The organism is Schlesneria sphaerica, from assembly GCF_044336245.1.
Lineage (GTDB): Bacteria > Planctomycetota > Planctomycetia > Planctomycetales > Planctomycetaceae > Schlesneria > Schlesneria sphaerica.
The window spans coordinates 6,747,410-6,773,027 of record NZ_CP172346.1 but is presented as its reverse complement, the minus strand read 5'-3'; the positions used below and the strand labels follow the sequence as shown (position 1 = coordinate 6,773,027).

Sequence of the window (25,618 nt, the reverse complement as noted above, 5' to 3'; positions counted from 1 at the left end):
AATGCCACAACCCAATAACGATCACTGTGACTGCCAGACTGACCGACGCTCACGACGCGCATTTCTTTCCGATATCGGCCTTGGATTCACAGGTCTCGCACTGGGTTCGATGCTGGCCGATGACGGTGTCGTCCGAGCAACAGAATCCTCTGACGGCGTTCTCGGAGTCCACACTCCTCCGCGGGCGAAATCCGTCATCTGGATCTTCCTTTCGGGGGGATACAGCCACGTCGAAACATTTGATCCCAAGCCGGCTCTGAATACGTACGCGGGCATGACGTTCGACAAAACGCCGCTGGAAAACCCCCTGAATTCCAAGCTGCACCAGAAGCGATTCCGCTCTGTTGCGGCAGAAGAAATCAATATTCGGGATGTCTATCCGACCATTTACCCCATGCAGGTCGGCTGGAAGAAGCACGGTGACAGCGGCATCGAAGTCACTGACTGGTGGCCGCACCTGTCAAAATACGTCGACGATCTCTGCTTCGTCCGAAACATGTGGACGACCGACAACGACCACGCGGCCGAAAACCAGATCCACACGGGTCGACATCGGCTGGATGAACCGCAACCCAGTGTGGGGGCATGGGCGCACTACGGACTTGGATCGCTCAATGACAACCTGCCCAAGTTCGCTGTACTGGGAGGCCCGACCAGGTCCGACACGAGACAGTCGATCGATTCTCTCTATCTTGGTCCCCAATACGCAGGTGTGCCCCTCGCACTGGACCCCAAAAGTCCATTGCCTTTCGGGCTGCGACAGGCGAATCAGACTTTCGAGCAACAGCGTCAAGAGTTTGAATTGATCAACCGGCTCAATGGACTGACTGCAGTCGAATACCCTGAAGATCAGCAGTTGCAGGCACGGATTCGTTCCTATGAGCTGGCGTTCCGTATGCAAGCGGCCGTCCCCGAAGCGATCGATTTTGCTCACGAAACCGAAGCCACGCAGAAGCTGTACGGTTTGGACAACGATGCCACAAAGCTTGCCGGCCAGCGGCTCCTCGCAGCCCGACGGCTGGTCGAGCGCGGTGTTCGATTCGTTCAGGTCTACCCTTCAGCGTATGGTGTCTGGGACTCTCACCAGAAGTTGAAAGAAAACCACACCCGCCTGTGTGCCACCGTCGATCTACCAGTCGCAGGCCTCATCCAGGATATGAAGCAACGAGGACTTCTTGAGGAAACCGTCGTAGTCTTCTGCACGGAATTCGGCAGAACCCCGGGACTTGAACTCCGTGGGGGCGGCACCGATGGACGTGACCATCACCCCAACGGCTTTACGATCTGGCTGGCGGGAGCGGGAATCAAGCAGGGTTATGTGCACGGGGCGACGGATGAACTCGGTTATCACGCCCTCGGTGAAGGGCACTACGTTACCGACCTGCACGCAACGGTGCTGCACCTGCTGGGACTCGACAGCCATAAGCTTGAGTACCCTGGTCGCAAACGACTGGAAATCGATTATGGAGAAGTGATTCACGACGTCTTGACCTGATTGACAACAAGATCCGGCCAAGCGCATGGCCCTCGTCGAGCGGAAGGCGACAATGTCTCAGCAAAGACCTAGACCGCCAATTAATCGTTTCGAGACGGTGACACCTCGGTTGCGAATCTGGTTATCGATCGTCTTCTTCCTCGTTGCCTTACTTGGCGTGAATTCGGCCTACTTATCGAGTGTCACTCTCCTTGAGTGGCTCAGCCGCATCCGGGGAGCCGGAGCGGGTCGAACTTACCAGAACTATTTCTCGCTCTGGATGTTCATGATCCATATCGGATTGGGACTTGCCCTCCTGCTGCCATTTATGGGCTTCAGTATCCCCCATCTACTGGTCGCAAGAACATCACGTAACCGCCGCGCCGTCCGCGTCGGTTACGGTCTGTTCGCAGTGTGCCTCATCTTACTTTCGACAGGCATCCTGCTGGTGCGTGTCGGGGGTGTCGAGCTGAAGCAACCTGCCGCAAGATCTGTCGTATACTGGCTGCATGTGGCTGCTCCCGTTGCCGCCGTGTGGCTTTACTGTCTGCACCGGCTCGCTGGACCACGAATCCGCTGGAAATCGGGCCTGAGCTATCTAGGGTTCGTCGCGGTCACGATTGCAATTGGAGCCTCGCTCCATGCCTGGGATCCCCGCGATATCAACGTGCCCGGACCTCAAGAGGGTGAAGCCTACTTCTTCCCGGCGCTGACTCGAACAGCGTCGGGTAAGTTCATTCCTGCGGAAACCCTGATGCGGGACGACTACTGCAAGAAGTGCCACACGGATGCTTACGAGGGCTGGTTCCACAGTGCCCATCACTTCAGCAGCTTTAATAATCCGATGTACCTGGCGAGTGTGCGGGAAACGAGAGAAGTCTCGATGAAGCGGGATGGGAATGTTAAGGCAGCCAGATGGTGTGCGGGCTGTCACGACCCAGTCCCGTTTCTGAGTGGGGCTTTTGATAACCCTCATTTTGATGACGTTGCTGATCTGACCGCCCATGCCGGCATCACCTGCACGAGCTGCCACGCGATCACGCACGTGAACAGCACACGGGGGAATGGTGATTACACCATCGAAGATCCAGTACACTATCCGTTTGCGTTCAGCGAAAATCCGTGGCTTCAGGCCCTGAGTGATCAATTAATCAAGGCACGTCCCGCACTGCACAAGGCGACATTCCTCAAACCGCACCATAGCACATCCGAATTCTGCTCAACCTGCCATAAAGTCCACCTCCCGGAAGCCCTGACTGGTTATAAGGAATTTCTGCGAGGGCAAAACCATTATGATTCGTTTGCATTGAGTGGCGTCTCGGGTCGAGGTGCTCGCAGCAATTATTTTGGCATGCGCGCGATTCAAAACTGTGCTGGTTGCCACATGCCGGCACAGCCATCGAACGACTTCGGTGCGCGACTGTTGGGGGACTCGGGCAAGCTCAGCATTCACAACCACTTGTTCCTCGGTGCCAATACGGCCCTGCCGTTCCTTCGATCTGACGAAGCGACGATCGCAGCTCACCAGAACTTTCTGCAGGACTGCGTTCGAGTCGACTTGTTCGGGATTAAAGAGGGAGGAACGCTCAGCGGCAAACTGCATGCTCCTCTGAGACCGGAAATCCCGGAACTCGTCCCCGGTGAGAGCTACCTCCTTGAAACAGTGGTGAGGACGCTCAAGATCGGACACCACTTCTCACAAGGGACCGTCGACTCCAATGAAATCTGGGTCTCGGTCGAAGTCTTCAGCGGCAACGAGTTAATTGCACAAAGTGGCCATGTCGACGAGTCCGGGTCTGTCGATGAACACGCGTACTTTATCCGCAATTATGTGGTGGATCGGGACGGAAACCAGATCAGCAGGCGAAACCCGCAGGATATCTATACAACCCTCTATGATCACCAGATTCCCCCTGGGGCCGCACAGGTGATCCATTACCGACTTGAAGTCCCTGCGGCTCTAGAAGGGCCGATCACAGTGAAAATCAAACTGCAATATCGCAAATTTGACTCTGCCTTCATGAATTTCGTTGTACGGTCGAATCGAGAAAAAGATCACCGCATCCGCGGAATGACCCCAGGTCAGCCTTACTTTAATGAACTCCCTGTCACGACGATGGCAGAAGACACCATCATCTTTCCCGTCTCAGGTAAGTCACAATCTGTCCCGGAGCAGGAATACCCCATCAAAATCGACCATATCTATCAGCGGCGGAATGACTATGGCCTTGCGCTTTTACGTGAAGCCGATGGGTTGGGCCAGTCCTCAGCCGCAACGGCCGAACTCCGTCAGGCGGAAGAAATCTTTCGAGAGCTCGACGAGAAATTCGGTTACATCGATGTTCGATTGAACCTGGCACGAGTCTATCTAACTGAGGGACGACTGGACGAAGCGGCCGCGGCGGTGCAAAGAGCAACCTCTGTCGGTAAGCCACTGTTCTTCACCGAGCCGGTCTACGCCCCTTGGGCCGTCAACTGGGTGAGTGGACTGATTCATTTCCAGCAGAATCAACTGGATGAGGCGATTCGATGTTTTCGAGCTGTCCTGGAAGATCAGAATGAGGAGATGGCACGTCGCGGCTTCAATTTCCGTCGCGATTACGTCGTTCAAAACGAACTGGGCCTGGCTTTGTTTGAACGGGCCAAGCTGGAGCGCGCGGAACAACGAACGGCAACTTTGAACGAGGCATTGCTGCACTTCGGCGAGACACTGAAGCTCGACACCGAGAATGCGACGGCACACTACAATGCTTCATTGATCCATGAGCTTCTGGGGAATTCCAGCGATGCAAGCTTGCATCGCGAGAAATACCGGACCTACAAAGTTGACGACAGCGCTCGGGACCGCGCAGTTCAGGGGGCCCGTCTGCGAAATCCCGTTGCCGCACATGCCTCGGAACCGATTTCAATCTATCCACTGCATCAAACTCGTCCGCAGCCCGTCGCGGACGTCGTGCCAGATGATCGAAGCGTCTCCGGGGTAACGACGGGAGGAACTCCATGACAGATCGGACTGGTGCCACGGACGATCGTATCATCGACGGTGGGATTCGCTGGTCAATCGCCATTCTGCTGATCATTCTGAGCGTATCCTATACGGTCTCACGGATCGGCTCCTCGAAAAGTTCAGCCCCCATCACTTCCGCTCGACTTCCGACCTATCCGCCGCGCACGACGTTTCCACCGAGACCCGCTGTCCCGCAAATCCTTCTGACCGACATCACACAAGCAGCGGGAATCGACTTCATTCATGACCGAGGCGCACGGGGAGAATGGCGACTTCCCGAAGCGATGGGCGGGGGCTGCGTGGTCTTCGACTACGATCTGGATGGACACCAGGACATCCTTTTGATTCATGCAAACGATCAAGTTCCCTCATCGTCGATCAAGCTTTACCGCAATGATGGAACAGGCTCGTTTTCTGACGTGACTGTTGAGGCCGGACTCGCAGCCAGTCTTGTTGGAATGGGTGGGACCGCCGCCGACTTTGATAACGACGGGTGGCCTGACATTCTGATTACATCGCTGGGACCGAATCGTCTGTTTCACAATCGGGGAGGCACTTTTCGCGAAGTGACAGACGCAACGGGCATAGCCGGAGATGCCAGCGTCTGGAGCATGGGAAGTTGCTGGGTCGATTATGACCGTGACGGTGATCTCGATCTCTTCATTGGAAACTACGTCAATTGGTCGGCAGAGCTCGATCGTGGGCTGAACTGCTGCTGGGATGGTGCCACTCGGTCGTACTGCGACCCTGATCTTTTCGCGGGTGTGCAGCCCTATTTCTATGAGAATCTTGGCGATGGGACGTTTAACGATACGACAGCAGCGGTCGGCGTCATTGTCAAAAACCGTGATACGGGTCAGCCAGTTCCGAAAACGCTTGCTGTCGTCGCCTGCGATCTCAATGACGATGGATGGACGGACTTGGCTGTGACGGGGGATGCGGGCCAGAATCTGGCATACATTAACACGACCCAGGGCGGGTTTCAGGAAACCAGCACGGAACTGGGCATGGCGTATGACCGCTACGGGATGGCTACACGCTCGTTCGGAATCGATTGCGCTGTCCTGTCCGATGACAAGGCGATCGCGATTGGAATGGGGCGGGCGGGAAATCTCCCCGACTCGCTCTATGTCAGATCGAAAGAGGACAAGGTTTTCACAGACCAGAGCCTTACAGCAGGAATCGCTACGGTATCTCGTCCCTTCCTGACGTTCGGGATCTGTTTCGTAGACATGGACCTGGACGGCAATCTGGATGTGGTTCTCAACAACGGTCAGATACAGGAGAACTTCGACACCCTTCAGCAAAGCCAGTCCTGGCGACAGACCCCTCTTCTATTCTGGCAGTCCAGATCCGATCCACCTGAGTTTGTGCCGCTGACGTCGGCTGACTGTGGTGAACAGTTCTGCCAGCCAATCTCCGGCCGCGGGGTCGCCTATGCAGACTTCGATGGAGACGGAGATCTGGACTTGCTGATGACAACAGTCGGTGGAAATCCTCGTTTATTCCGGAACGACCAGCAACTTAAACGGAACTGGATCGGGCTCGTCCTGCATGCACGAACCGCAAATCGGGATGCTCTGGAAACCCGAGTCGAATTGAAGATTGGCACCCGCATCCTTACCCGCACCATTCGTCCCGTCGGTGGATATCTGTCCCAGCATCAGACCTCTTTGGTCGTCGGCCTGGGCGAATTCAAAGTCGCCGATCGCCTGACGATTCGCTGGCCGGATGGCTCGCACGAACACCTCGCTGATGTCTCAGCAAATCAGGAAATCCATCTCGTGCAGAAGAGCCCGGATGGTCAACCGAGTCTTGCTGAGGCCATCGACGACACGAGACGGAAAGAATGACTTCAGCGAAATCCTGGGGCACAGGTCCACTGTTCACCGGCGTGACATTCGTCGCGGTGTCAGTTTGTATTCTCGGGTGGCTGGCAACGCGGGAATGGCTATCCTCAGACGAATTGTTTCGGCGAGGGATCGAAGCGGTCGAACAGAAACGAATCGCTGACGCAGAACGCTACGCGGCACGTTTGCTGAAGCAGGATTCCCAGTCCAGCGAGGCGATCTATCTCATCGCCCTGACACTACGCGAGACAGGTAGCTGGCGAGAAGCAACCGACCATTTCAACCGGATTCCTGATGACGGTAGCAGCATCTCGGTCAAGGCCCGTTGTGCCGCGGGGGATCTCTATCTGTTCCGGGGTTTCCAGCTTTCGAAGGCGGAAGGGATGTTCCGCCGTGCCTTGAAGCAGAATCCACTTCACGCCGAAGCCCACAATCGAATGGCCTATATTCTGGGCCTTCAGTCACGCAACTACGAGGCTCTTCCCCATCGCCTTGCTCTCATCAACTCTGGCTCACCGACGGAAACTGACATCTATTTGATCGCTCTGGGCGATCGAGCGATGGACGACCCTAAAGTGATCACACAGTATCTGAGCCATAACGACAGCGACCCTGCTGCCATACTCGGCTGGGGACGGCTCATGGCAGAACAGGGTCATCAACTTCAGGCTGAGCGAGCGTTTCGGACCGCGCTCCGTTCCCCCGCACACGCTTCCGAGGCGTTGTCGCGTTGGGGATTGATGATGATCACAGATGAATCAACGAAGGACATTCCCGAGTGGTGGGACGCTTCGCGACAAGAGAATCACCATCCGGGAATCTGGTACGTTCGTGCTGTTTTGGCCAGCCGACGCGGCGAAGCCATGTCGGCCGCTCGCTGCTACTGGGAAGTACTACGACGCGATCCTGAGCAGGCAACGGCAAGTTATCGACTTGGGCAACACTTGCTTCAGCTTGGCCGAAACTCCGAAGCCGAGACCTTCCTGCAGCGAGCCAGCCTGTTGGAGGAATATGCTCGCGCTGCCGAACTCGCGTTCCGCGTGGGAGAAGAGTTTCATCTCAAACTGGCTCAGAAAGCCGCCCACAGGTGCGGGCTCGAAGTGGAACATACAGCGTGGACCCGCATCCTTGCTGGATTTCAGCAAAAGAAAGGTTCCGTCCCGAGACGTGTCACTGAACCCGCGTTCGTTGCCGGGGAAATACTGACCCGCTCGCATCCCGGATCGTCCCCCGCATTGCAGATTGATTTGTCGGACTGGGCATGGGACAAACCTTCGTCATCGGAGAGCGCCTCGTCTCTCTCCAAGGTTCAGCCCATCGCCGAGTCGTCAATTCAATTCGAGGACTCAACCGCGAGCGCCACCCTCTCATTCCAATTCATCAATGGCGGAAGTCCTGCCGAAGGAATCAAGCATATGTTTGAGGTCACCGGTGGGGGTGTGTCCGTCATCGACTTCGATCGCGATGAGTGGCCCGACCTCTATTTTCCTCAAGGGGGGGACTGGCCGGCCGGAACTGAGCGAACGGAAACAGACCGTCTGCACCGTAATCTAGGGAACGGATCGTTCCGCGATGTGACGGAGTACGCAGGACTTGTCGAGCGTGGTTTCAGCCAGGGAGCGTCGATCGGAGACATCAACGGTGATGGCTTCCCTGACATTTATGTCGCGAACAGCGAAGCCGATCGGTTGTTTCTGAATCAGGGTGACGGGACGTTTATGGATGTCACCCAACAAGCGCGAATTGGGGACCACGACTACGGGGCGAGCGCAGTCATTGCTGACTTCTCTGGAGACGGTTTCCCAGACATCTACGTGGTCAACTATCTCGCGGGCGACGACCTGTGGGACCGAGTCTGCGGCGGAAGTGATGGCATCGCCCGCTCCTGTCTGCCTCAATCCTTCCCTGGGTCCCATGATCGCTTCTATCTCAATCAGGGGGATGGAAGCTTCGATGATCGAACGTCCTCTGCCGGTGTCGGGAACTTCGTCGGTAAGGGTCTTGGCGTCATTGCAGCCAGGTTCCCGAACTCGGGTCCCCTCGAACTTTATATTGCCAACGATGTCGGTCCCAACTTTCTGCTGCATAACACCCCATCTGCCGATGGTTTGGAGCCTCATTTCACAGACGAAGGACTGGTAAGCGGATCAGCTCTCAACGCCGACGGTCGAATTCAGTCCGGGATGGGTGTCGCCGCAGGTGACATCGATGGAAACGGGTTGATCGACCTGTTCGTGACCAACTTTGAAGGGGAAACAAACACCCTGTACCTTCAAACCGAACCGAGCCAGTTCGAAGACGCATCAGTGCGGTCCGGCCTGGCAGATCCAAAGCGAAACCTCGTCGGATGGGGGACACAGTTTCTCGACGCCGATCTGGATGGATGGCTCGATATCGCCATTACGAACGGTCATGTGAATAACCTCAGCGACATTGGAAAGCCATATCAGATGAGACCCGCCCTCTTTCGCAATCTCGGCGGCGGACAGATGGTTCCTCTGACCCCGGCGAAGGTCGGGGATTATTTCGAACGATCATACCTCGGTCGCGGAATGGCCCTTCTCGACTGGAATCGTGATGGTTACGAAGACATGGTCATCACTCATCTGGATGTCCCCGCAGCGTTGCTGACGAATCGCACGTCCCCCACAGCACACGGCATCAGGCTGTTCTTTTCCGGTACCAACTGTGAGCGAGATGCTATCGGCACGGTCGTCCGAATAAAAACCGGTGCAAGAACAATTGTTCGTCAGCTCACTGCAGGGGATGGCAATCAGAGCACAAATCAACGCTGTATCGTCATTGGATGTGCCGACGACTCAACCGTCGATTCGATAATCGTTGAATGGCCCAACGGCTTCGTCCAGTCGTTTTCCTCCCTGAAACTCAATTGCGATTATCGAATCATCGAAGGTACAAAGACTCCCTATTTGTTACGCTCATGGAAATAGCGTTCATCGCGTTTCACCCCGGGAGTACACCGTTCGCCTGAATCGCCTGTCATTCTTCTTGAATGACAAGGGACTGATTCGCCGTTATTGGCCCCGCCACGGTCTGGGATCGTCCAGAGGGCCAATGAACTTCGATCTGCTCAACGACGGTCGACGTTCCCAGCCCGAAATACAAAGGCAAAACACTTTGGGATAAGTAGCCAGACTTGCCATCGTGCACTTTCAGCGAACGCTGGTCGGCAGTCTTGATGGCAACAACCGCTCCGCACCCATCTCGGTTCGAACCCTTTCCGATCAATGTCAACTTCAGGTAGTTCAGCTGCTGCTGGTCCGACAGGTTACTGATCAGGACCAGTGGCTCTGATCCGAAATCGTTTGTAACAATGTCGAGGTCGCCGTCGTTATCCAGATCAAAGATAACAGAGGACCGCGATCCGATGGCGGACCAGACGGTCAGGTGCCCCGTTCGTCCCTCGCAATCGAGATGTCCTTCGTCCGCTCCCGAGCAGTCAACTTCAAACCAGGGAAGGGCAGTGCGACCGTCGCTGCGAGGTTCAACCCCCACGACAAATTCGGCGTCAACAAAACGCTTTCCGGCCTCATTCAGTAAGAGCGAGTTCACTGCGTAGCGGAACGGAAAGTTCATGCTGGCAGTGATGAACACGTCATCAAACCCGTCCGCGTTGAGATCACCGACACTCAGTCCCCACGGCCAATAGTTTTCAGCACCGACCTGGTCGGAAATTTCGGTATACGAGTCCGGTCCCAACTTTCGGTAGAGCGCATTCCCCCAGACGCTTTCTCCTTTCGTCTGAAGGAGCGATTCGGGCCAGACCATCTGAGACTTTTCCTTTTCCCTGTCCGGGCCCACCTGCTGACTCATGTCGGAATGCATATCGGTGATGTATATGTCGAGCTGTCCGTCGTTATCAAAATCAAAGACTTTCACTCCCATCGCTCCCCACGGAGTTTTGGGAAATAGCTCGCGACTTCGCTTCCGAAATTCTTTGCCTCCGATGTTTTCGTAGTACTCGTTATGTCCCTGCATATTCAGGATGTAGAGGTCAATCCATCCATCCTGGTTCGCATCCAGTGGAGTCGCATCCCCCGACCAGCTTTCGTCAACCAGCTTCATATCCGTCGTCACATCGGCAAATTTGAGGTTGCCCAGATTGCGATACAAAATGCTTTTCTCATTCCGTTCTTCAGGTTTCAGATGCCCGGCGAAGGCATCCGGAAAAGCAACGTGGTAACCCTCCGGGGCCAGTTCGTTTGAGGAATACGCCCCCACATTGCAGACGAAGATGTCCAGCAGGCCATCTCGGTCGTAGTCGAAGAGCACGGCCGCCGAAGAGTGTCCCACATGACCGACTTCGGCAACTGCCGTGACGTCGGTGAATTTCCCGTTTCCTTCATTTCGGAAGAGGACATTGCCTCCTCGGACCGTTGTCACGAACAAATCAGGGTCGCCATCGTTGTCGAGATCTCCAAACGACGCCGTCACACCAATCCGCCCCTTCAGAGCGACTCCCGCAGTTTCAGTCATGTCCTGGAAGATCCCGCCCCCCATGTTCTTCCAGAGCTGATGACCTCCGAGTTGCGACACAAAGTACAGGTCGATGAGACCGTCGCCATCGACGTCGGCGGCGGCAACTCCGTTTCCGTGATCGTAGTGCGTCGCCTGATACCGCTTTGCAGCATCGGGGACCACTCGGTTCACGAAGCCAATGCCGCTCGAACCCCGGTGATCTGCAAAAGAGAACTGATGAAAAATTGAAGACTCTTTGATCTGCTCTCTCTGGCGCCGGGCGCGTTCATCGAGCCAGGGAGGGGACATGATCTCGTCCGGGACCGGTTTCAGTTCCGCGATGAGGGACTTCACATCCCGTTTCAACGAATTCAAACTGCTTTCGGAGATTCCGTTGTAGTACCCCCGCACACGCCCCAATTGATCGACAAGGACAAACTGAGAGCTATGCAGGATTGGCATGGCAACATTCGCTACGTCCTCTTGTACAGGCAGCTTGAAACCCTGCCGGCAGAGTTCCCACAAATCCTGACGCGGCCCCGTGAGGAAATCCCAGTAGCGATGATCAATCCTGCGAGTTTCCGAGTAACGCGAGAGAATCGCGGGTGTGTCAAACTCTGGATCGACAGTGAAACTGACGAGTCTGAGCTTGTTCGATGCGACTTCCGTCTTCAGTCGGTCACTCAGGTCCGCCAATTTCATCGTCTGCTGAGGACACGTCGAAGTACAACGAGTGAAGATGAAATTGGCGAGCCAGACTTTGCCGTAGTACTTGCTGGAACGAGCGATTTCTCCTGACTGGTCGACAAGAGAGAAGGGAGGAATTTCTCCCAAGACGGGCAACCTGTCCTCTCGCGCAGGGCGGTCCTGATCATCGGACTTGGATTCCACCGCAACAGGAACCTCGACCGCTGCGCTTGGTGCCGAATCTCGGCCGCACCCCATCAGGAATACGACTCCGACGATTCCGGAGAACAGGAACGTGGTACATGCTGATCGGTGCATTACGACTCTCACGGCCACAGGCCATCTCTCTCGTCAAAATCTCTTCGGGCACGGCGATCAACGCGGTTCGCAGGTACTTACCCAACGTCGAAAATTCTCAGCGGGATCGACAATGAAGCGTCCTGACAGGCGACGGTGACTTCCGCCACAAAACTGATCACCGACGAACTCGAGCGACTCGTGACGCAAGGGGGGAATTTCCAGCTCAAATTGCAGGTCAGGTACTGCCATCTGCCGAAGTTGCAGCGAAGGGAGTGAAATTGAATAAAGGTAATCGCCGCTGCTCATTTGAAGCGTGACTGCGACGCCTCTGGGCAAATGAAATGGTCCTTGCGTGCATACATCATCAGCCGTGTGCAATCTTTTGTCGGGCCCCGGATACCGCATGGTCCAGTGAAGGTCGCCCCCCCGCATCTCGAGAATGAGTCGTTCACCTGGAACCACGGATGGAGATGAATTCTCGAGCAAGCGAGTTCGGGAGTGACTCGCACCGAGATGCTGCGCACACAGCGCGAGTGCGAGCACCGCAACGCTGACCGCCATCCGTTGACGGACAGAATCTTTCATGGCAACTCACCCGTCTGTTTAGCATCCGGCGGTTCCTTATCCGTACAAACGACGCGAAACCCGACAATACAGTTTCGAATTTGTGGCTGCAGGCAGACACGGTCGGCAGATCGAGTGAAAGTGGTCAAACTGAGGAATGAACCACCCCGGGTGATTCGGGCTCCGGAAGGAATCGGCTCGTCGGACGGAGGCAGTTTAAGCCCGTCATAACCAACCTCGGGCCAGAAGTCAGCGCACCATTCGAACACATTCCCATGCATGTCGTAGAGTCCGAACGGATTCGGACGGAAGGTACCTACGGGTGCAGTGAAAGCAAAACCGTCACTCCACTCCACGGACCATGTGGCAAAGGGATAGGCCGCCTGCAATTTGGAATCGCACAAGTTGCTGTAATCTTTCAGCGATTCTACCGAATCACCACAACTCCATTTCGTCGTCGTTCCGCCCCGACAGGCGTATTCCCATTCCAGTTCTGAGGGAAGGCGATATCTCAACGGTTCCTTTGTTGTGAGCCAGTCACAAAATGCCATTGCGTCTTCATACGCGACGTTAATTACCGGGTGATCATCAGTTTGGAGAAACCCCGTGGACTTCCACGAACTTCCGGCCTTGGGTTCCAGTCTCCTGGACTGCGAATTGAAGGCAAAGCCCATATTCTCTCGCTCCGCCATCGTTTCATACCCGGTTGCCGCGACAAACTTTCGGAACTCGCCGAAGGTCACTTCATAGACGCCGATCGAAAACGGGCCTTTGACGTCTGCCCAGTGCTGAGGTTTCTCATCAGGCTGGGCTTCTGAATCACTCTCCGGCGAACCAATGAGCACACGCCCCCCTGGAAGCGTGACCATGCGAAGACCGATACTATTTTGGAAGCTGATGAGTGGTTCGGCGGAGCGAGAACTTTCAGCCGTCTCAGACGTGGTCTCCAGATCAGGGGAAAGCGCCCGGGGGGAGGCGGTCGTCGCCAGCTCAACTTTGGCATGCGGCCATTGGACCTCGTCAGATGACAACGACGGGTCCGAGCAGCCACCACACAATAGCAGAATCAGCGGAACTGGAAACGCGGAAACCCACTTTCCCCGCAAGGACGTCGTCTTGACCTGGAGGATCGTCATACACATTTTCCGGCAAATCGAGTCGCTTAGGCGCCGCTGATGTCTGATTTCGAGAACGAGGAATCGCGGGAGATTCCGTTCGCAAGTTTGGTGCCGACGTTCGCTCATTGACGCCCCTTTTATGAGTCCACTCACGACGTGGTCAAAAGGAAATCACTACGACAACTGTGGCTCACTAATTTACGCTCATAGGGTAGTGATCATTCATGCAAGCACGGGCGTCGGTATCGATTAGCCGCCATGGCTGGCAGCTCTGCAACGAATTGTCGCAGTAATTGTGTCGTAGTCCCCCCATCTTGCTTACTAGGGTGGTCGTCATCAGCAGGCGACAGACGTCTTGGAGGAACCGCTTCCCACGGCATGCACTTTGCGTGTCCACTGTCGATTGTATACAAATCGATTGTTGGTTATATTTTGTAACAACTTCGTTTGCAATCGACGGTATCACTCCTGTCTGACGCTTCAGCCTTGGTTTTCAGCCCTTTCGGCGTAAGGAAGCTGCGAATGAATTCCGATTCGACACTCGCGACGGCACCGAGAGATCAAGTGGGCCTCACAGAGGATCCGACCAAGGTTCAAGCAGCGATGCCAGTAATTACGGCACCAGCGACGAACGTGGCATCCCGGCGCCTCTCGCTGCTGACGACGATCATCGTCGCGTTGCTGGGAGCGGCAACTTCACTCCCCGCGGTCATGTCGCTTGATGGAGCATTTCCTGTCGAAAATCTCTCGGTGGAAATGACGAATCGAATCCGCGCCCGGCGTGACGACCCGATTGCCTGGGCAAAAGAGCGGTCAAACCGTTGGACATCCCTCTATAAAACGACCGCCTCATGCCTGGGTGTCTTCGGTGCTGCTACGGGCGCCTTCTTCGGCTTGCTTCTTGCATTTCCACATTCTTCACCCACGACCATGCTTCGGACGACTCTTTCGGGCAGCCTACTGGGAGGGACGTTCGCCGCTGCCGGTGGCGTACTAGAAGCGGCACTTCTAATGAACCTTGAGACACTCGGGCTGGACCCTTCATTGAAGACGATCATCGGTCACGCTGTCGGGTGGAGTGGAATGGCAGCGGGCTTGTCATTGCTTCTGACCTCGGTCAGGACAGATTCGATTGGCTACCTGCAGCGTCTGATCTCCGGCGCGGTGGGAGGGGCGCTTGCAGCGCTAATCTATTCGCCACTCTCTGCAGTGCTGTTTCAGCTCGAACGTTCAGATATGTCCATTCCCGAAGGAACACTGAACAGACTGATGTTTCTGACAATCGCAGCACTGTTTGTCCTGATCGCAGTTCAGCGACCGATTCCAATCCCGAACAAAGGATCTGAGTCAGAAACTTCTGATTCGTCCCTTCCATCTCCGACGACGGTGTCAACGCCGACAATCTGATGCAGATGATATCCCGCTAAGAAGCGTTCTTTACTTTTTGCTCTTTTGTGTTTCGCGTCTTACCGCTCTGAGGGGTCGTGTTTCAAGCATTTTCGCTTCGACATTTGATTCCGCAGGCCTTTTTTGTTCGGGAACGGAGGTTACTGATGATCATGAAGAGACAGTCCTACGTAAGGCATCTATTACGAAAGGCGAGGGGATTTACGCTCATTGAACTGCTGGTCGTGATTGCCATCATCGCAGTTCTGATCGCTCTGCTGTTACCCGCGGTACAGCAGGCCCGTGAGGCAGCCCGCAGGACCCAGTGCAAGAATCATCTCAAGCAGATGGGGCTTGCACTGCACAACTACCACGACACTTACAACAGTTTTCCCCTGGGCAATCACGCCAACTACCTGGGGAACTGGCGGCTCAGCATTCTTCCCTATCTGGATCAAGGTACCGTCTTCAACCAGATTACCTTTACTTCCGAGCCGGGTGACTTCAACGCCTGGGGCGGCACGTACGGAATTAACTCCGTACTCCGGGGACTGCTCGTTCCGGTCTACAACTGTCCCTCCAATCCTTTGCCCCGTAATTCGACACTGGGGGTCATGAACAATTTCGACCGTGGCCAGACCATGGACTACGTCGGAATCTCGGGTGGGGTTGATGAGTTAGCCCCCAATCGCTGGGATCCCTCCGGACAGGGGCTTTGTACGGACATCGTTTACTCTGGACGTGCTTGTCATAACGGTCTGCTGCCCGCTCTGCGAAACCAGAACATGCGTGACGCGGTTGACGGCACCTCCAACACCATGATTGTGGGCGAGCAATCTGCTGCGCTCGACAATCAGGACGTTCGCGCGAACTACTGGGGTGGCTGGGGCGGCACCAGCCTTGGTCGTACCGTATTCCCCGCGGTCACCGGATGCGAAATCGTTGTGGGGATCACCACTGTCCGTTATCAGATCAATGCTTCGGGTGCCGCCAGCGGCAATCAGCCCTGGTATTTGAATACAGTACTGAACTCACATCACACGGGAGGATGCCAGATTCTTCTCGCAGATGGATCAGCTCGATTCATCTCGCAGAATGTCGATTTGGGAACACTCATCAGGCTCTCCGTCATGAACGACGGCAAAACGATCGGTGAGTTTTAAGTGGTCTTGCGAGCACGAAAAAAGTGAAAGGTTGATATGAAGCGCGCACTATCACATCTGTTCTTATTTGGTCTGATATTGATGGCGTTGAATGGTTGCGGAAAATCGGGGCCCCCGAAATACCCCGTTTCCGGCTCCGTCACGTTCAAAGGAACTCCTGTCACCGAAGGGATGATTACCTTTTACCGGCAGGATGGCGGGGGGATTGTTGCGTACATCGACGGTTCCGGAAACTTCATCATGGACAAAGGCCTGATCGAAGGGCAGTACCGTGTTTACGTCGAACCGCCTCCGAGTGTCCTGACGCCACCTCCTCCGGGTGGTCCGCCAAAGACACCTCCCAAGACGTATCCAAATTTTCCGGTGAAGTACCGCCAAGCCGCGACCAGTGGCTTGCTCGCAACAGTTGAACCCACCCGGAGCGGCAATACGTTTAAATTCGATATGCAGCCCTGACGGGTTCATCCCCGTTCGTTGTGTCCTCGTTCTTCTTTACAGATTTGCCTTACAGTGATGTCACCGGCGATTGAGTGACGCAATGTCTCGACCAATGACGAGAGCTCTGATTGCCTTCTCAGCCGCTCTGGCATTTGCCGGAGCGGCCTTCTGGTGCTATCTCCTCGATTCTCATGATCTCGACGCGACCCTGGCTGCGGCGAGAGCGGCCTTTGAAGAGCGACGCTTTGCAGACGCCGTTCGTCTTTCCCGCCGTGTATTGACACTGGACGAGAACAATGCTGCGGCGATCGTCATCGGGGGTGCCTCTGCCACTGCAGAGCAGCAGTTCGATCAGGCCTGGAGTTTTTACTCACAGCTTGGCGAAATTGACACCTCACAAAAAGCCAATGCAGGCTCCGTTGCCGCCCACCTGCTTGCTTTTCAACGGCATCAGCTTTCCTCTGCCGTAAATCTCAACTTGAAAGTTCTTCGCCACGATCCCCAACACGTCGGGGCGAACAGCGGATATGCAGATCTGCTCGGCCTGACAGGCCAGCGATGGGAAGCAATTCCGCCGACACTGAAGTTGATTCGCCTCGGAGCATTTTCAACGAGCCAGTTGATCCTCATCGGATCGGAGACTGGCGTTCACGACGATGCCCCCTTATTGAAGGCCTGCGTTGAGGCCGCTCCAGACGATCCGCTCGCTGCACTGGGGATGGGATGGAATGCTTATCGGGCCGGACGCCTCGATGAATCGCGTTGCTGGGCGGCGCTCGCGGTGAAACTTGACCCCCAGCAGATTTCCGCTCAAGCCTTGCTCGGGGGACTGCTTGCAGCACCGGAAATTCGCCTTAGCGAATTTGTCGCCTGGAATTCACAACTCTGCGAATCCGCCCGGGAGCATCCAGAAATCTGGCTGGCGCTCGGGCAGCGAGCGCAAGTGGAAGGCATGAACGATGCAGCCATTCGCTGTTACTGGGAGTCAATTCGCAGGAATCCCAATTACCGACTTGCCCTGAACCGCATGTCGCAATTGCTGCTCCAGCCCGATGAAGTGGAGCGGGCTCAACCCTTTCTGCATCGTTTAGAACTCCTGCAAGAACTCAAAGATGCGGAAGCGGCTCTCTTCACGGGAGTGCAGGAATCGCTGAAACCGCTTCAGCGCGTAGCAGAGCAAATGGAACGACTGGGCCGTTACTGGGAAGCCTGGGGTTGGAGCCAGCTTGCCCAGCGTCTGGACCCGCAAGCTGCCTGGCCACCCCTCATGATCGAAAGCGCGCGACGACGACTGACAGATCTTTCGCCATTGACGGACGAAGCATCCAATCCCGCCTTGCACGTTGATCTCTCGATGTACCCCGTACCTGACTGGCCTGTCACGAATCAGGAACGTCAGGCGTTTGCCTCGACGAATTCTCCGATCCCAACAGCCATCTCTTTCTCGGATGACGCGGCAGCGACAGGAATCCACTTTACATATTTCAATAGCGCCGACCCCCAAACCGCGGGTCAGCAAATGTTCGAATTCACAGGGGGTGGGGTCGGAAGCACTGACTTTGACCTCGACAGTTGGCCCGATCTCTATTTCACCCAGGGCTGCAAATGGCCGGTCGAACTCTCGCAAACCGACTATCTGGACCGGCTCTACCGGAATCTCGGAACAGGCCAGTTTCAGGATGTAACCGACTCGTGCGGAATTCGTGAGTCCGGGTTCGGTCAGGGGCTGTCTTTCGGCGATTACGACAATGACGGATTCCCGGACCTTCTGGTTGCAAACATCGGGGGTAACCGTCTTTTTCACAACGAAGGGGACGGTACCTTTTGTGAGACGACTCATCTGCTGCCGCCGCATGAAGGGCGCTGGACGACAAGTTGCGCGATCGCCGACTTGAACGGCGACACATGGCCCGACTTGTACGCAGTGAACTATCTGTATGCGGAAGATGTTTTCGAACGGATGTGCCACCATAAAGATGGCGTGCCAAGGATGTGTGCTCCCTTCGAGTTTCCTGCAGCGGAATCCCAGTTCCTGCTCAATAACGGGGACGGTTCATTCAGCGACGCGTCCGTGGTATCAGGTCTCGCAGCGCCGAACGGCAAAGGATTGGGGCTTCTGATCGCGGATTTCCACCAGTCCGGCAAACTCGATGTGTTCGTCGCCAATGATCTTGTCTCCAATTTCTTTTACACCAATCGCGCGCCACACCGGGGTGGCTCACCTGAGTTTGAAGAGGTGGGACTATCGCATGGAGTCGCACTTAACGCGGACGGCCAGGCACAAGGGTGTATGGGAATTGCAGCGGATGACTTTAATGGCGATGGTAAGCTGGATCTGTTCGTGACCAACTTTTACATGGAATCGAACACCCTCTACCTTCAGGTTGAGAACGACGCCTTCGTCGATGCGACCGCGTCTGTCGGCTTAACACAACCCAGCCTTCCGGTGCTTGGCTTCGGAGTTCAATCGATTGACGCTGATGTGGATGGCCTTCGCGATTTTCTGGTAACGAACGGGCATGTGGACGACCAGCGAGCATACGGTCAGCCGTACGCGATGCGTCCACAAATCTTTCGAGGACGGGAGGATGGAATCTTTCAGGAGATTTCTCCCCAATCCGCAGGCCCGTTCTTTCAGCGTGAGTATCTGGGACGAGGAATGTGCCGACTTGACTGGAATCGTGATGGGAGAGAAGACATTGCGATTTCTCATCTTGAAGCCCCCGCCGCGTTGTTGACGAACCGAACAACGTCCGCCGGACACTCGCTCGTCATGCATTTAAGGGGGATTGTATCTGACCGTGACGCGATCGGAGCGATCGTCACCGTCCTTGCCGGAGAGCGCAAGCAGACGCAACACCTCACGGCAGGGGATGGATATCAGGGATGCAACCAGCGGTCGCTTACTTTCGGATTGGGTCAACACACATTGGCAAGCGAAGTTACGATTCGCTGGCCAAGTGGCATCCGTCAAACTTTCCTAAATGTGCAAGCCAACCACGAATGGTTATGTTTAGAGGAACAACCGGATCTGATTCCGATCTCCCCGGTGATTCCTCAGAGTGCTTCGGTGATTGCAATGCATGTCTCGCGAGAAGTGGCAGAGGACTGATATGAAACAGCAACTGAATTGCCTGGGACCTGCGACGCGACGTGAGTTCATGCGGATCGGGGCTTTGGCCCTGGGAGGTATGACGCTTCCTGACGTCCTCGCCAGCAGGGCAGCGGCAGGTCAGTCCCATTCCGAAACCTCGGTGATTCTCTTCTGGATGTGGGGCGGTCCCAGCCAGCTCGAGACCTACGACCTGAAACCGAATGCGCCAACGGACTATCGCGGCCCGTTCCGGCCTATTGCCACCAATATCCCCGGCATGGATATCTGCGAGCATCTGCCGCTGCAGGCGAAAATGGCGGATAAGTTCTCAATCATTCGATCGCTGCATCATGAAATGTCTGCCCACAACGACGGCAGCATCGAGGTGCTGACCGGAAAAACACCGACCGTTCCCGACGTGACCTCCCAGGCTCGTTCCGAGCATCCTGACTTTGGCATGATCGCGGCCCGGATGCGGGGTCCTCGACCGGACGGGCTTCCTCAGTACGTCGGCGCTCATAAAGCACCGTTCATGACGCAGCCTCAGTACCTGGGCCTCAGCTCAAAAGCGTTCGAAACGGGAGACCCTTCGGTGAAGGATTTTTCCCCACCAAACCTGAAACTGATCGCCGATACAGACAACAACAGATTCATTGAACGTCGGTCGCTGGTCTCACAACTCGACCGGTATCGCCGGGATCTTGATCTGAACGGCTCTCTTGATGGCATTGATCAATTTCGTGGGGCAGCTTTTGACATCCTCTCGAGCACCTCGGTTGCCGCAGCGTTTGACTTAAAACAGGAACCGGATTCCGTCCGCGAACGCTACGGTTCCCATCGCTGGGGACAAAGCTGTTTGCTTGCACGACGACTGGCCGAAGCGGGAGTCGCGGTCATCAACATCGATGCGACGGCGACCAATGATAAGAGTCCTCACTTCAGCTGGGACGACCATGCCGCCGCGTTTGATCTGGGCGTCGCCAACTGCGAACGCCTCCCGCAAATGGATCAGGCGCTCAGCGCACTCATCGGGGAAATTTTTGAACGGGGCCTTGATCGGAAAATCCTCGTTCTTGCCTGCGGAGAATTCGGGCGCACGCCTCGCCTGGGTTTTGCACAAACCAATTTCCAGGGGCAGCCGAGTTACGGACGAGACCACTGGCCACAGGCGTTCAGTGCCTTGATCTCAGGGGGTGGCCTGCGAATGGGACAGGTCGTTGGGGCCACGAACTCAAAAGCAGAATACCCGACACAATCTCCCGTGACTCCCCAGGATCTGCTCGCGACCGTCTATCGGCACCTTGGTATCGACGCTGCCCACAACTTTATCAACTTCGCTGGGCGCCCTGTTCCGATCCTTCCCTTTGGGGATCCGATCAAGGAACTGATCTAACCCCAGGCGGCGGTCAACATCGCTGAGAGGAAGTACCACGCTTCGATAGGGCCGCTGCAGGCTATCTGGGATCCGATTGCGTTCCTGCAGACTTCAGGAAATTCTGTTCTCGACCAAACGAGGAATGCCTGCTCGCAAGTTAAGCGAGGGGACCTTGAGTCCCATCGTGCTGACGGTCCTACTTGCTGATCGCATGCATGGAACGTGTGGCGAGTTGTCCGGTGTCGCGTGCGATCGTCAGACAGTAAGACTGCATGTCGAGACAATTATCGTCCGTGCCGAACGGGTCCTCGATTTCCACGCTCGCCTCTTCCATTCCAAACTGGCCCAGCGAGATCACGATCATCAACAGGGGCGACCACCATCCGCAGCGTTCGCACAGGACGAGAGGGAGAGTGATCAGGTAGGCCAGAATCAGTTGCTTCACCATCACGACGTAAGCAAAGGGCAAGGGTGTTTTCTGGATCTTCTCACACGCCCCTTGTGCATCGACCAGTTTCGACAACTGCTCTTCAAGTTGACGGACAGTCATCGTGTCGATGGTTCCCGCCCGAAACTGGCGTCCGATCCAGGCCGAGATCGCTGCGGCAACACCAGTGGGGGGATTGCCGAAGCTCTCGACAGACTGCCGGACTTTCTCACTCAGGTAGTATTCCGTGTCCTGCGTATCGCGGTGTCCTTGTAACGACCGTCGCAGACAGATTGCAAAACCTGCAACCAGTCCAGCCAGTTCGCGACCTTCAGTTGAGAATTCGCTTCCGATTCGCACCAGATTTCGACTGGCATTGATGATCTGTCCCCAGCTCGATCGGCCTTCCCAATATCGGGCATTCGACGAGTTCATCCGGAACACAATCAGAAACCCGAGCAACGACCCCAGCACCGCGTGTGCGACCGGATCAATCCCGAAGAATTTGTCGTACAGCCCGGTACTCAACCCCGCTTCGTAGACCAGTTGAACGCCAGCTGCATAAGAGGTGAACAGCAGGACGCGTCCCGCGACTCGTGAGAGCGCAGTCCCCTTCCAAGAGAATGTCGTCTTCCACCAACTGTACCGATTATATTCGATCATTCGTTACGTGTACTGCCTGTTTCCGTTTTCCGTGAGTCGCACGATCGTAGCGATGGGATTGTCCAAATGCCATTCGCGTCTGATCATGACTCATTCGAGCACATGCATTCCGACGACGTTCCGTGCCCATCGGCACCTTAAACGGTGACATCGTCGTTAAACGTTTCGCAAGCGCGATCAGTGAGGACTACGGATAAGTGTTATCTTTGCTTCCCATCGGGTCGAGCCGTTCGATCCGATCAAAGACGTTCTCAACGCGTTCAGAGATCACTCGCACCGCGATCTTTGTTTCCCTGAGCAACAGCACTGTCCCGTAAACCATTGCGCCAACCGCGACCATCCCCGCAATCACTGCTGCGATTTCCATGGTAATCACCAGAACTGCAAGCTGCGCAGGAGCAGTTACCGCCCCGAGCAGCGAGACGAACGCGGATGAAGCAAACGCTCCCAGCGCGAGGTAAAGGCTTCTCAGTGCGTGCAGCAGCAGGAGCGCACGACGCTTGGCTGCATTGACCTCCCGCAGTCGCCGCTGTGCATCTTCGGACTCATACCGCGTCGTCTCTTCAAGCTGCTTCGACAATTCACGGGCACGGTCGACGCTGCGGGCGAGCCGATTGCTGGTGCTCATGATGAGGACCGAGGTTGCATTCGTCAGGATCGCCGGAGCAACTATCAATGAAAGGACGGCAAAAGGATTCGTTTCCATTGGGAACTTTAGACTCGAAGAAGGTCTCTGCGCATCAAGAATCGGCTGGAACGGGACGCTTCAGACAGACTTCACTGCACCGAAGGCCGCAAAGCAACTGTTCTTATGCAGTATTTCAACCTGCTGGAACCCCACTTGCCGCAGCAGATCTAACTGAAACATCAGCGGACGCGGCGTATCTTCCTGGTCGATGTAGGCATAAACATGATCACGATAGGCTTCGTCCTTAAAACCTTTCAAATAGTCTCCATAGCGATGCCACATGAGGGACTGAATGGCAGGAATTGAGCTTTCCACCAGATCAAAGATCCAAATGGATCCGCCCGGTTTCAATGCTCGATGGAAGCCCTCGAAGACGCTTTTCCATTCCGCATCGGTCCGCAAATGATGCAGGACCGCAGCCGCGAGGATGATATCACACCCCTCCGCTGGCAGTGCAATCTCGCGAATATCCCCTTGAAGGGTTGTTACTTGACCTGACGTTGCCGCTTCAACCCGTCCCTTGGCCCGTTCAAGCATGGGCAGGCTCAGATCAATCAGCGTCGCATCGAGATTCGGCTTTTGTTCGAGCAGTTTGAGCGTGTAATTTCCGGCGCCGCATCCCACATCAACGACTCGCTGTCCAAAAGGAGTTGCAGCAATAGCGGCCTGAGCGACCAGTTCCATGGCGAGGGGAGCATCGACTGTCGCCGACTGACCTGTCGAGAGATTTGAGAACCTTTCCACATCCGCATCAAACCGACGTCGGATCTCTTCCACCGTGGACTTCATTCCGTTTTCTCCTGCTTTTTCTTGACTGATTCGACCGCAATTGTCAGCACGGATGAATTCCCACTGATGCGTGACGATTGCCATGACCAACCCGGCGATTCGGGGCTGCCAAAAATGAGAGTGATTTCTAAGATAGTTGATAGAGCATCGATTCGAAACGCTCTCACATCTTCGACCGAAGGTAACTTCTCATGTCTGATGGCCAACTGCAAACTTTCCCTGATACGACGGCGTCTCCCGCTCCCTCTCAGCTTCGATTATGGCCCGCGCTCGTCATTCTGGGCGCGTGGGGATTAACTCAGATCTGGTCCCTTGTCGGTGAACCATTTCCCCTGAAGTTCTTCCTGACGATGCTTGTCAGCCCTGCTGTTGCCATGGTGCTCCTGCTGGTCTGGTGGCTCTTCGCCAGTCGCGTTCGCTGGAACGACCGATTACAGGTCGCGGGGACGTTTGTGCTCGTCGCCATGATCACGGTACTGGTTGCCGGAAAGAACTTTCCTGCCCTGGCTCTGGTCCTCTTTGCAGTGCCAATGGTCGCCGTGTTATGGGTTGGGTGGCTGCTTCTCACCTACTGGTTGCCGTGGTCAGTCCGGAAGACGGGTCTGATCCTGATTTTTGTCGTAACGGGAGTGTATTTCTCCCTCTTGCGTGTGGATGGGATGGATGGAAACTTTAAGTCGACTTTCAATTGGCGGTGGATCCCCACCCAGGAAGAAAAGCTCCTAACTGAATTAAGGAGTGCAGATCCGACTCCCCAGAACCCCGAACCGAATGAAGCGATGGAACTCAAGGTCACAGACGGGGACTGGCCCGCTTTTCGCGGTCCTCAACGTGACAGTCGCTTGACGGGGACTCACATCCGCACTGATTGGGACACCGCTCCTCCCAAAGAGCTTTGGCGGCACCGGATTGGCCCGGGCTGGTCATCGTTCTCGGTGATTGGCAGCCACCTGTTCACACAAGAGCAACGGGGTGGTGACGAACTCGTCATGTGCTACGACACCAACACAGGAAAGGCGATCTGGGAACACCGTGATGCCACTCGTTTCGAAGAGATCGTTGCAGGTCCCGGCCCTCGTGGAACACCCACGTTTCATGAAGGTCGCCTGTACGCTCAAGGGGCAAATGGGGTACTCAATTGCCTGGATGCGGCCACCGGCAAGCTTTTCTGGTCGGCTGATATTGTGAAAGATTCCGGGGCGACCGTCCCTCAGTGGGGATTTTCAAGTTCTCCATTCATCTGTCGTGGACTCGTTTCAGTCTTCGCGGGTGGGCCGGATGGAAAAAGCGTCGTGGCCTATCATATCGAGAACGGAGATCTCGCCTGGACCGGCGGCGAGGGTCTGCAGAGTTACTCTTCAACCCAGTCGGCCGTCATGGATGAAGTCGAACAACTCCTGATTTCGACCAACGCGGGGATCTGTGCTCTGGATCCTGATACGGGAAAAACGCTATGGGCGCATCACTGGCCCGTAGAACAGGCCCGTATCGCCCAGCCCGCCATCCTGACGAGTACCGATTTGCTGGTCGGAACGGGGATGTCCGAGGGAACTCGACGACTTCATGTCCAAAAGGACGGGGACCAATGGAAAGTCAGCGAACTGTGGACCGCCCGAGTCTTCAAGCCTTATTTCAACGATTTTGTCGTGGCGGGAGACGATCTTTATGGCTTTGACGGCAACATTTTCATGTGCATCGGCCTGAACGATGGCAAGTTAAAGTGGAGGGCTCGAGGCTATGGCAATGGTCAGGTATTGCTCGTCGCGGAGGACAATCTCCTGTTGATCCTGACGGAGCAGGGGGAGGTGGCACTTGTCGAAGCCAAGCCCGATCATCACAAAGAAGTCAGTCGATTCAAGGCGATTGAAGGTAAGACCTGGAACCATCCTGTCATCGCACACGGCAAGCTGTTTGTCCGCAATGCCGAAGAGATCGCCTGCTTTGAATTGACCATGCAGGATACGGCCCCCGTATCGCCGCCCTCCGCCGCCTCAGACTGAGACGTTAGCCGGGACACCGATCTCAACTGCTCACAAGAGGAATGAAGGTCACAGGCGATTGTTCGATCGGGCCCGCAACTCCATTCCTGCGGTGCCCCGATCCAGCGTCGCTGACG

Annotated in this window: 15 protein-coding genes; 10 read left to right on the top strand and 5 right to left on the bottom strand. The window is 55.6% G+C overall.

Annotation, left to right across the window (positions count from 1 at the left end):
- Position 1: 1 nt before the first annotated feature.
- From ACGY09_RS24315 to ACGY09_RS24300, 4 genes are read left to right on the top strand one after another with little or no spacing between them, the layout of a single operon-like run.
- On the top strand, positions 2-1,495 hold the full coding sequence (locus tag ACGY09_RS24315) for a DUF1501 domain-containing protein (RefSeq protein WP_397569781.1): 1,494 nt from the start codon (positions 2-4) through the stop codon (positions 1,493-1,495).
- Positions 1,496-1,547: 52 nt separating this feature from the next.
- The gene (locus ACGY09_RS24310; RefSeq protein WP_397569780.1) at positions 1,548-4,478 is read left to right on the top strand and encodes a multiheme c-type cytochrome; all 2,931 of its coding nucleotides are present in this window, start codon (positions 1,548-1,550) and stop codon (positions 4,476-4,478) included.
- Positions 4,475-6,334: a CRTAC1 family protein gene (locus ACGY09_RS24305; RefSeq protein WP_397569779.1), complete on the top strand. Its 1,860-nt coding sequence runs from the start codon at positions 4,475-4,477 to the stop codon at positions 6,332-6,334. The genes ACGY09_RS24310 and ACGY09_RS24305 overlap by 4 nt, the downstream gene beginning before the upstream one ends.
- Positions 6,331-9,282: an FG-GAP-like repeat-containing protein gene (locus ACGY09_RS24300; protein WP_397569778.1), complete on the top strand. Its 2,952-nt coding sequence runs from the start codon at positions 6,331-6,333 to the stop codon at positions 9,280-9,282. The genes ACGY09_RS24305 and ACGY09_RS24300 overlap by 4 nt, the downstream gene beginning before the upstream one ends.
- A gap of 49 nt (positions 9,283-9,331) precedes the next feature.
- Here ACGY09_RS24300 and ACGY09_RS24295 read toward each other — a convergent pair whose 3' ends face one another.
- Positions 9,332-11,815, bottom strand: coding sequence for an FG-GAP-like repeat-containing protein (locus ACGY09_RS24295; RefSeq protein ID WP_397569777.1), 2,484 nt, complete (start codon positions 11,813-11,815; stop codon positions 9,332-9,334).
- Between the two features lie 563 nt (positions 11,816-12,378).
- The gene (locus ACGY09_RS24290) at positions 12,379-13,497 is read right to left on the bottom strand and encodes a formylglycine-generating enzyme family protein (RefSeq protein ID WP_397569776.1); all 1,119 of its coding nucleotides are present in this window, start codon (positions 13,495-13,497) and stop codon (positions 12,379-12,381) included.
- Positions 13,498-14,001: 504 nt separating this feature from the next.
- Here ACGY09_RS24290 and ACGY09_RS24285 point away from each other — a divergent pair.
- The 5 genes from ACGY09_RS24285 (at position 14,002) to ACGY09_RS24265 (ending at position 20,953) form a co-directional block, all read left to right on the top strand.
- Entirely contained in the window at positions 14,002-14,886 is an 885-nt protein-coding gene (locus tag ACGY09_RS24285; protein WP_397569775.1) for a hypothetical protein, read from the top strand.
- Between the two features lie 146 nt (positions 14,887-15,032).
- Positions 15,033-16,028 (top strand): DUF1559 domain-containing protein, encoded by a 996-nt coding sequence (locus ACGY09_RS24280; protein WP_397569774.1) that lies wholly within the window; start codon positions 15,033-15,035, stop codon positions 16,026-16,028.
- Between the two features lie 36 nt (positions 16,029-16,064).
- Positions 16,065-16,484: a carboxypeptidase regulatory-like domain-containing protein gene (locus ACGY09_RS24275; protein WP_397569773.1), complete on the top strand. Its 420-nt coding sequence runs from the start codon at positions 16,065-16,067 to the stop codon at positions 16,482-16,484.
- Positions 16,485-16,566: 82 nt separating this feature from the next.
- A complete protein-coding gene (locus ACGY09_RS24270) occupies positions 16,567-19,578 on the top strand; it encodes an FG-GAP-like repeat-containing protein (RefSeq protein WP_373652391.1) in 3,012 nt (1,003 codons plus the stop codon).
- A 1-nt stretch (position 19,579) separates the two neighbouring features.
- Positions 19,580-20,953 carry a DUF1501 domain-containing protein gene (locus tag ACGY09_RS24265; RefSeq protein ID WP_397569772.1) on the top strand — a complete coding sequence of 458 codons (1,374 nt, stop codon included), beginning with the start codon at positions 19,580-19,582 and terminating at the stop codon, positions 20,951-20,953.
- Between the two features lie 178 nt (positions 20,954-21,131).
- Here the strand turns inward: ACGY09_RS24265 and ACGY09_RS24260 are convergent, their stop codons facing one another.
- The 3 genes from ACGY09_RS24260 to ACGY09_RS24250 all read right to left on the bottom strand — a co-directional run bounded on the left by ACGY09_RS24260 (position 21,132) and on the right by ACGY09_RS24250 (position 23,502).
- A complete protein-coding gene (locus ACGY09_RS24260; RefSeq protein ID WP_373652393.1) occupies positions 21,132-22,025 on the bottom strand; it encodes a bestrophin family protein in 894 nt (297 codons plus the stop codon).
- Between the two features lie 187 nt (positions 22,026-22,212).
- Positions 22,213-22,731, bottom strand: a complete 519-nt coding sequence (locus tag ACGY09_RS24255; RefSeq protein ID WP_373652394.1) for a DUF2721 domain-containing protein — start codon at positions 22,729-22,731, stop codon at positions 22,213-22,215.
- A gap of 60 nt (positions 22,732-22,791) precedes the next feature.
- Positions 22,792-23,502 (bottom strand): class I SAM-dependent methyltransferase, encoded by a 711-nt coding sequence (locus ACGY09_RS24250; RefSeq protein ID WP_397569771.1) that lies wholly within the window; start codon positions 23,500-23,502, stop codon positions 22,792-22,794.
- Between the two features lie 191 nt (positions 23,503-23,693).
- On the opposite strand from ACGY09_RS24250, the gene ACGY09_RS24245 reads away from it, so the two are divergent.
- Positions 23,694-25,502 (top strand): PQQ-binding-like beta-propeller repeat protein, encoded by a 1,809-nt coding sequence (locus ACGY09_RS24245; protein ID WP_397569770.1) that lies wholly within the window; start codon positions 23,694-23,696, stop codon positions 25,500-25,502.
- Positions 25,503-25,618: the final 116 nt, after the last annotated feature.

Coding starts and splice junctions, on each gene's coding strand:
- ACGY09_RS24310 (WP_397569780.1), top strand. CDS start 1,548: ATGTCTCAGCAAAGACCTAGACCGCCAATTAATCGTTTCGAGACGGTG.
- ACGY09_RS24255 (WP_373652394.1), bottom strand. CDS start 22,731: ATGGAAACGAATCCTTTTGCCGTCCTTTCATTGATAGTTGCTCCGGCG.
- ACGY09_RS24275 (WP_397569773.1), top strand. CDS start 16,065: ATGAAGCGCGCACTATCACATCTGTTCTTATTTGGTCTGATATTGATG.
- ACGY09_RS24295 (WP_397569777.1), bottom strand. CDS start 11,815: ATGCACCGATCAGCATGTACCACGTTCCTGTTCTCCGGAATCGTCGGA.
- ACGY09_RS24260 (WP_373652393.1), bottom strand. CDS start 22,025: ATGATCGAATATAATCGGTACAGTTGGTGGAAGACGACATTCTCTTGG.
- ACGY09_RS24280 (WP_397569774.1), top strand. CDS start 15,033: ATGATCATGAAGAGACAGTCCTACGTAAGGCATCTATTACGAAAGGCG.
- ACGY09_RS24305 (WP_397569779.1), top strand. CDS start 4,475: ATGACAGATCGGACTGGTGCCACGGACGATCGTATCATCGACGGTGGG.
- ACGY09_RS24245 (WP_397569770.1), top strand. CDS start 23,694: ATGTCTGATGGCCAACTGCAAACTTTCCCTGATACGACGGCGTCTCCC.
- ACGY09_RS24270 (WP_373652391.1), top strand. CDS start 16,567: ATGTCTCGACCAATGACGAGAGCTCTGATTGCCTTCTCAGCCGCTCTG.
- ACGY09_RS24300 (WP_397569778.1), top strand. CDS start 6,331: ATGACTTCAGCGAAATCCTGGGGCACAGGTCCACTGTTCACCGGCGTG.
- ACGY09_RS24285 (WP_397569775.1), top strand. CDS start 14,002: ATGAATTCCGATTCGACACTCGCGACGGCACCGAGAGATCAAGTGGGC.
- ACGY09_RS24290 (WP_397569776.1), bottom strand. CDS start 13,497: ATGACGATCCTCCAGGTCAAGACGACGTCCTTGCGGGGAAAGTGGGTT.
- ACGY09_RS24250 (WP_397569771.1), bottom strand. CDS start 23,502: ATGAAGTCCACGGTGGAAGAGATCCGACGTCGGTTTGATGCGGATGTG.
- ACGY09_RS24315 (WP_397569781.1), top strand. CDS start 2: ATGCCACAACCCAATAACGATCACTGTGACTGCCAGACTGACCGACGC.
- ACGY09_RS24265 (WP_397569772.1), top strand. CDS start 19,580: ATGAAACAGCAACTGAATTGCCTGGGACCTGCGACGCGACGTGAGTTC.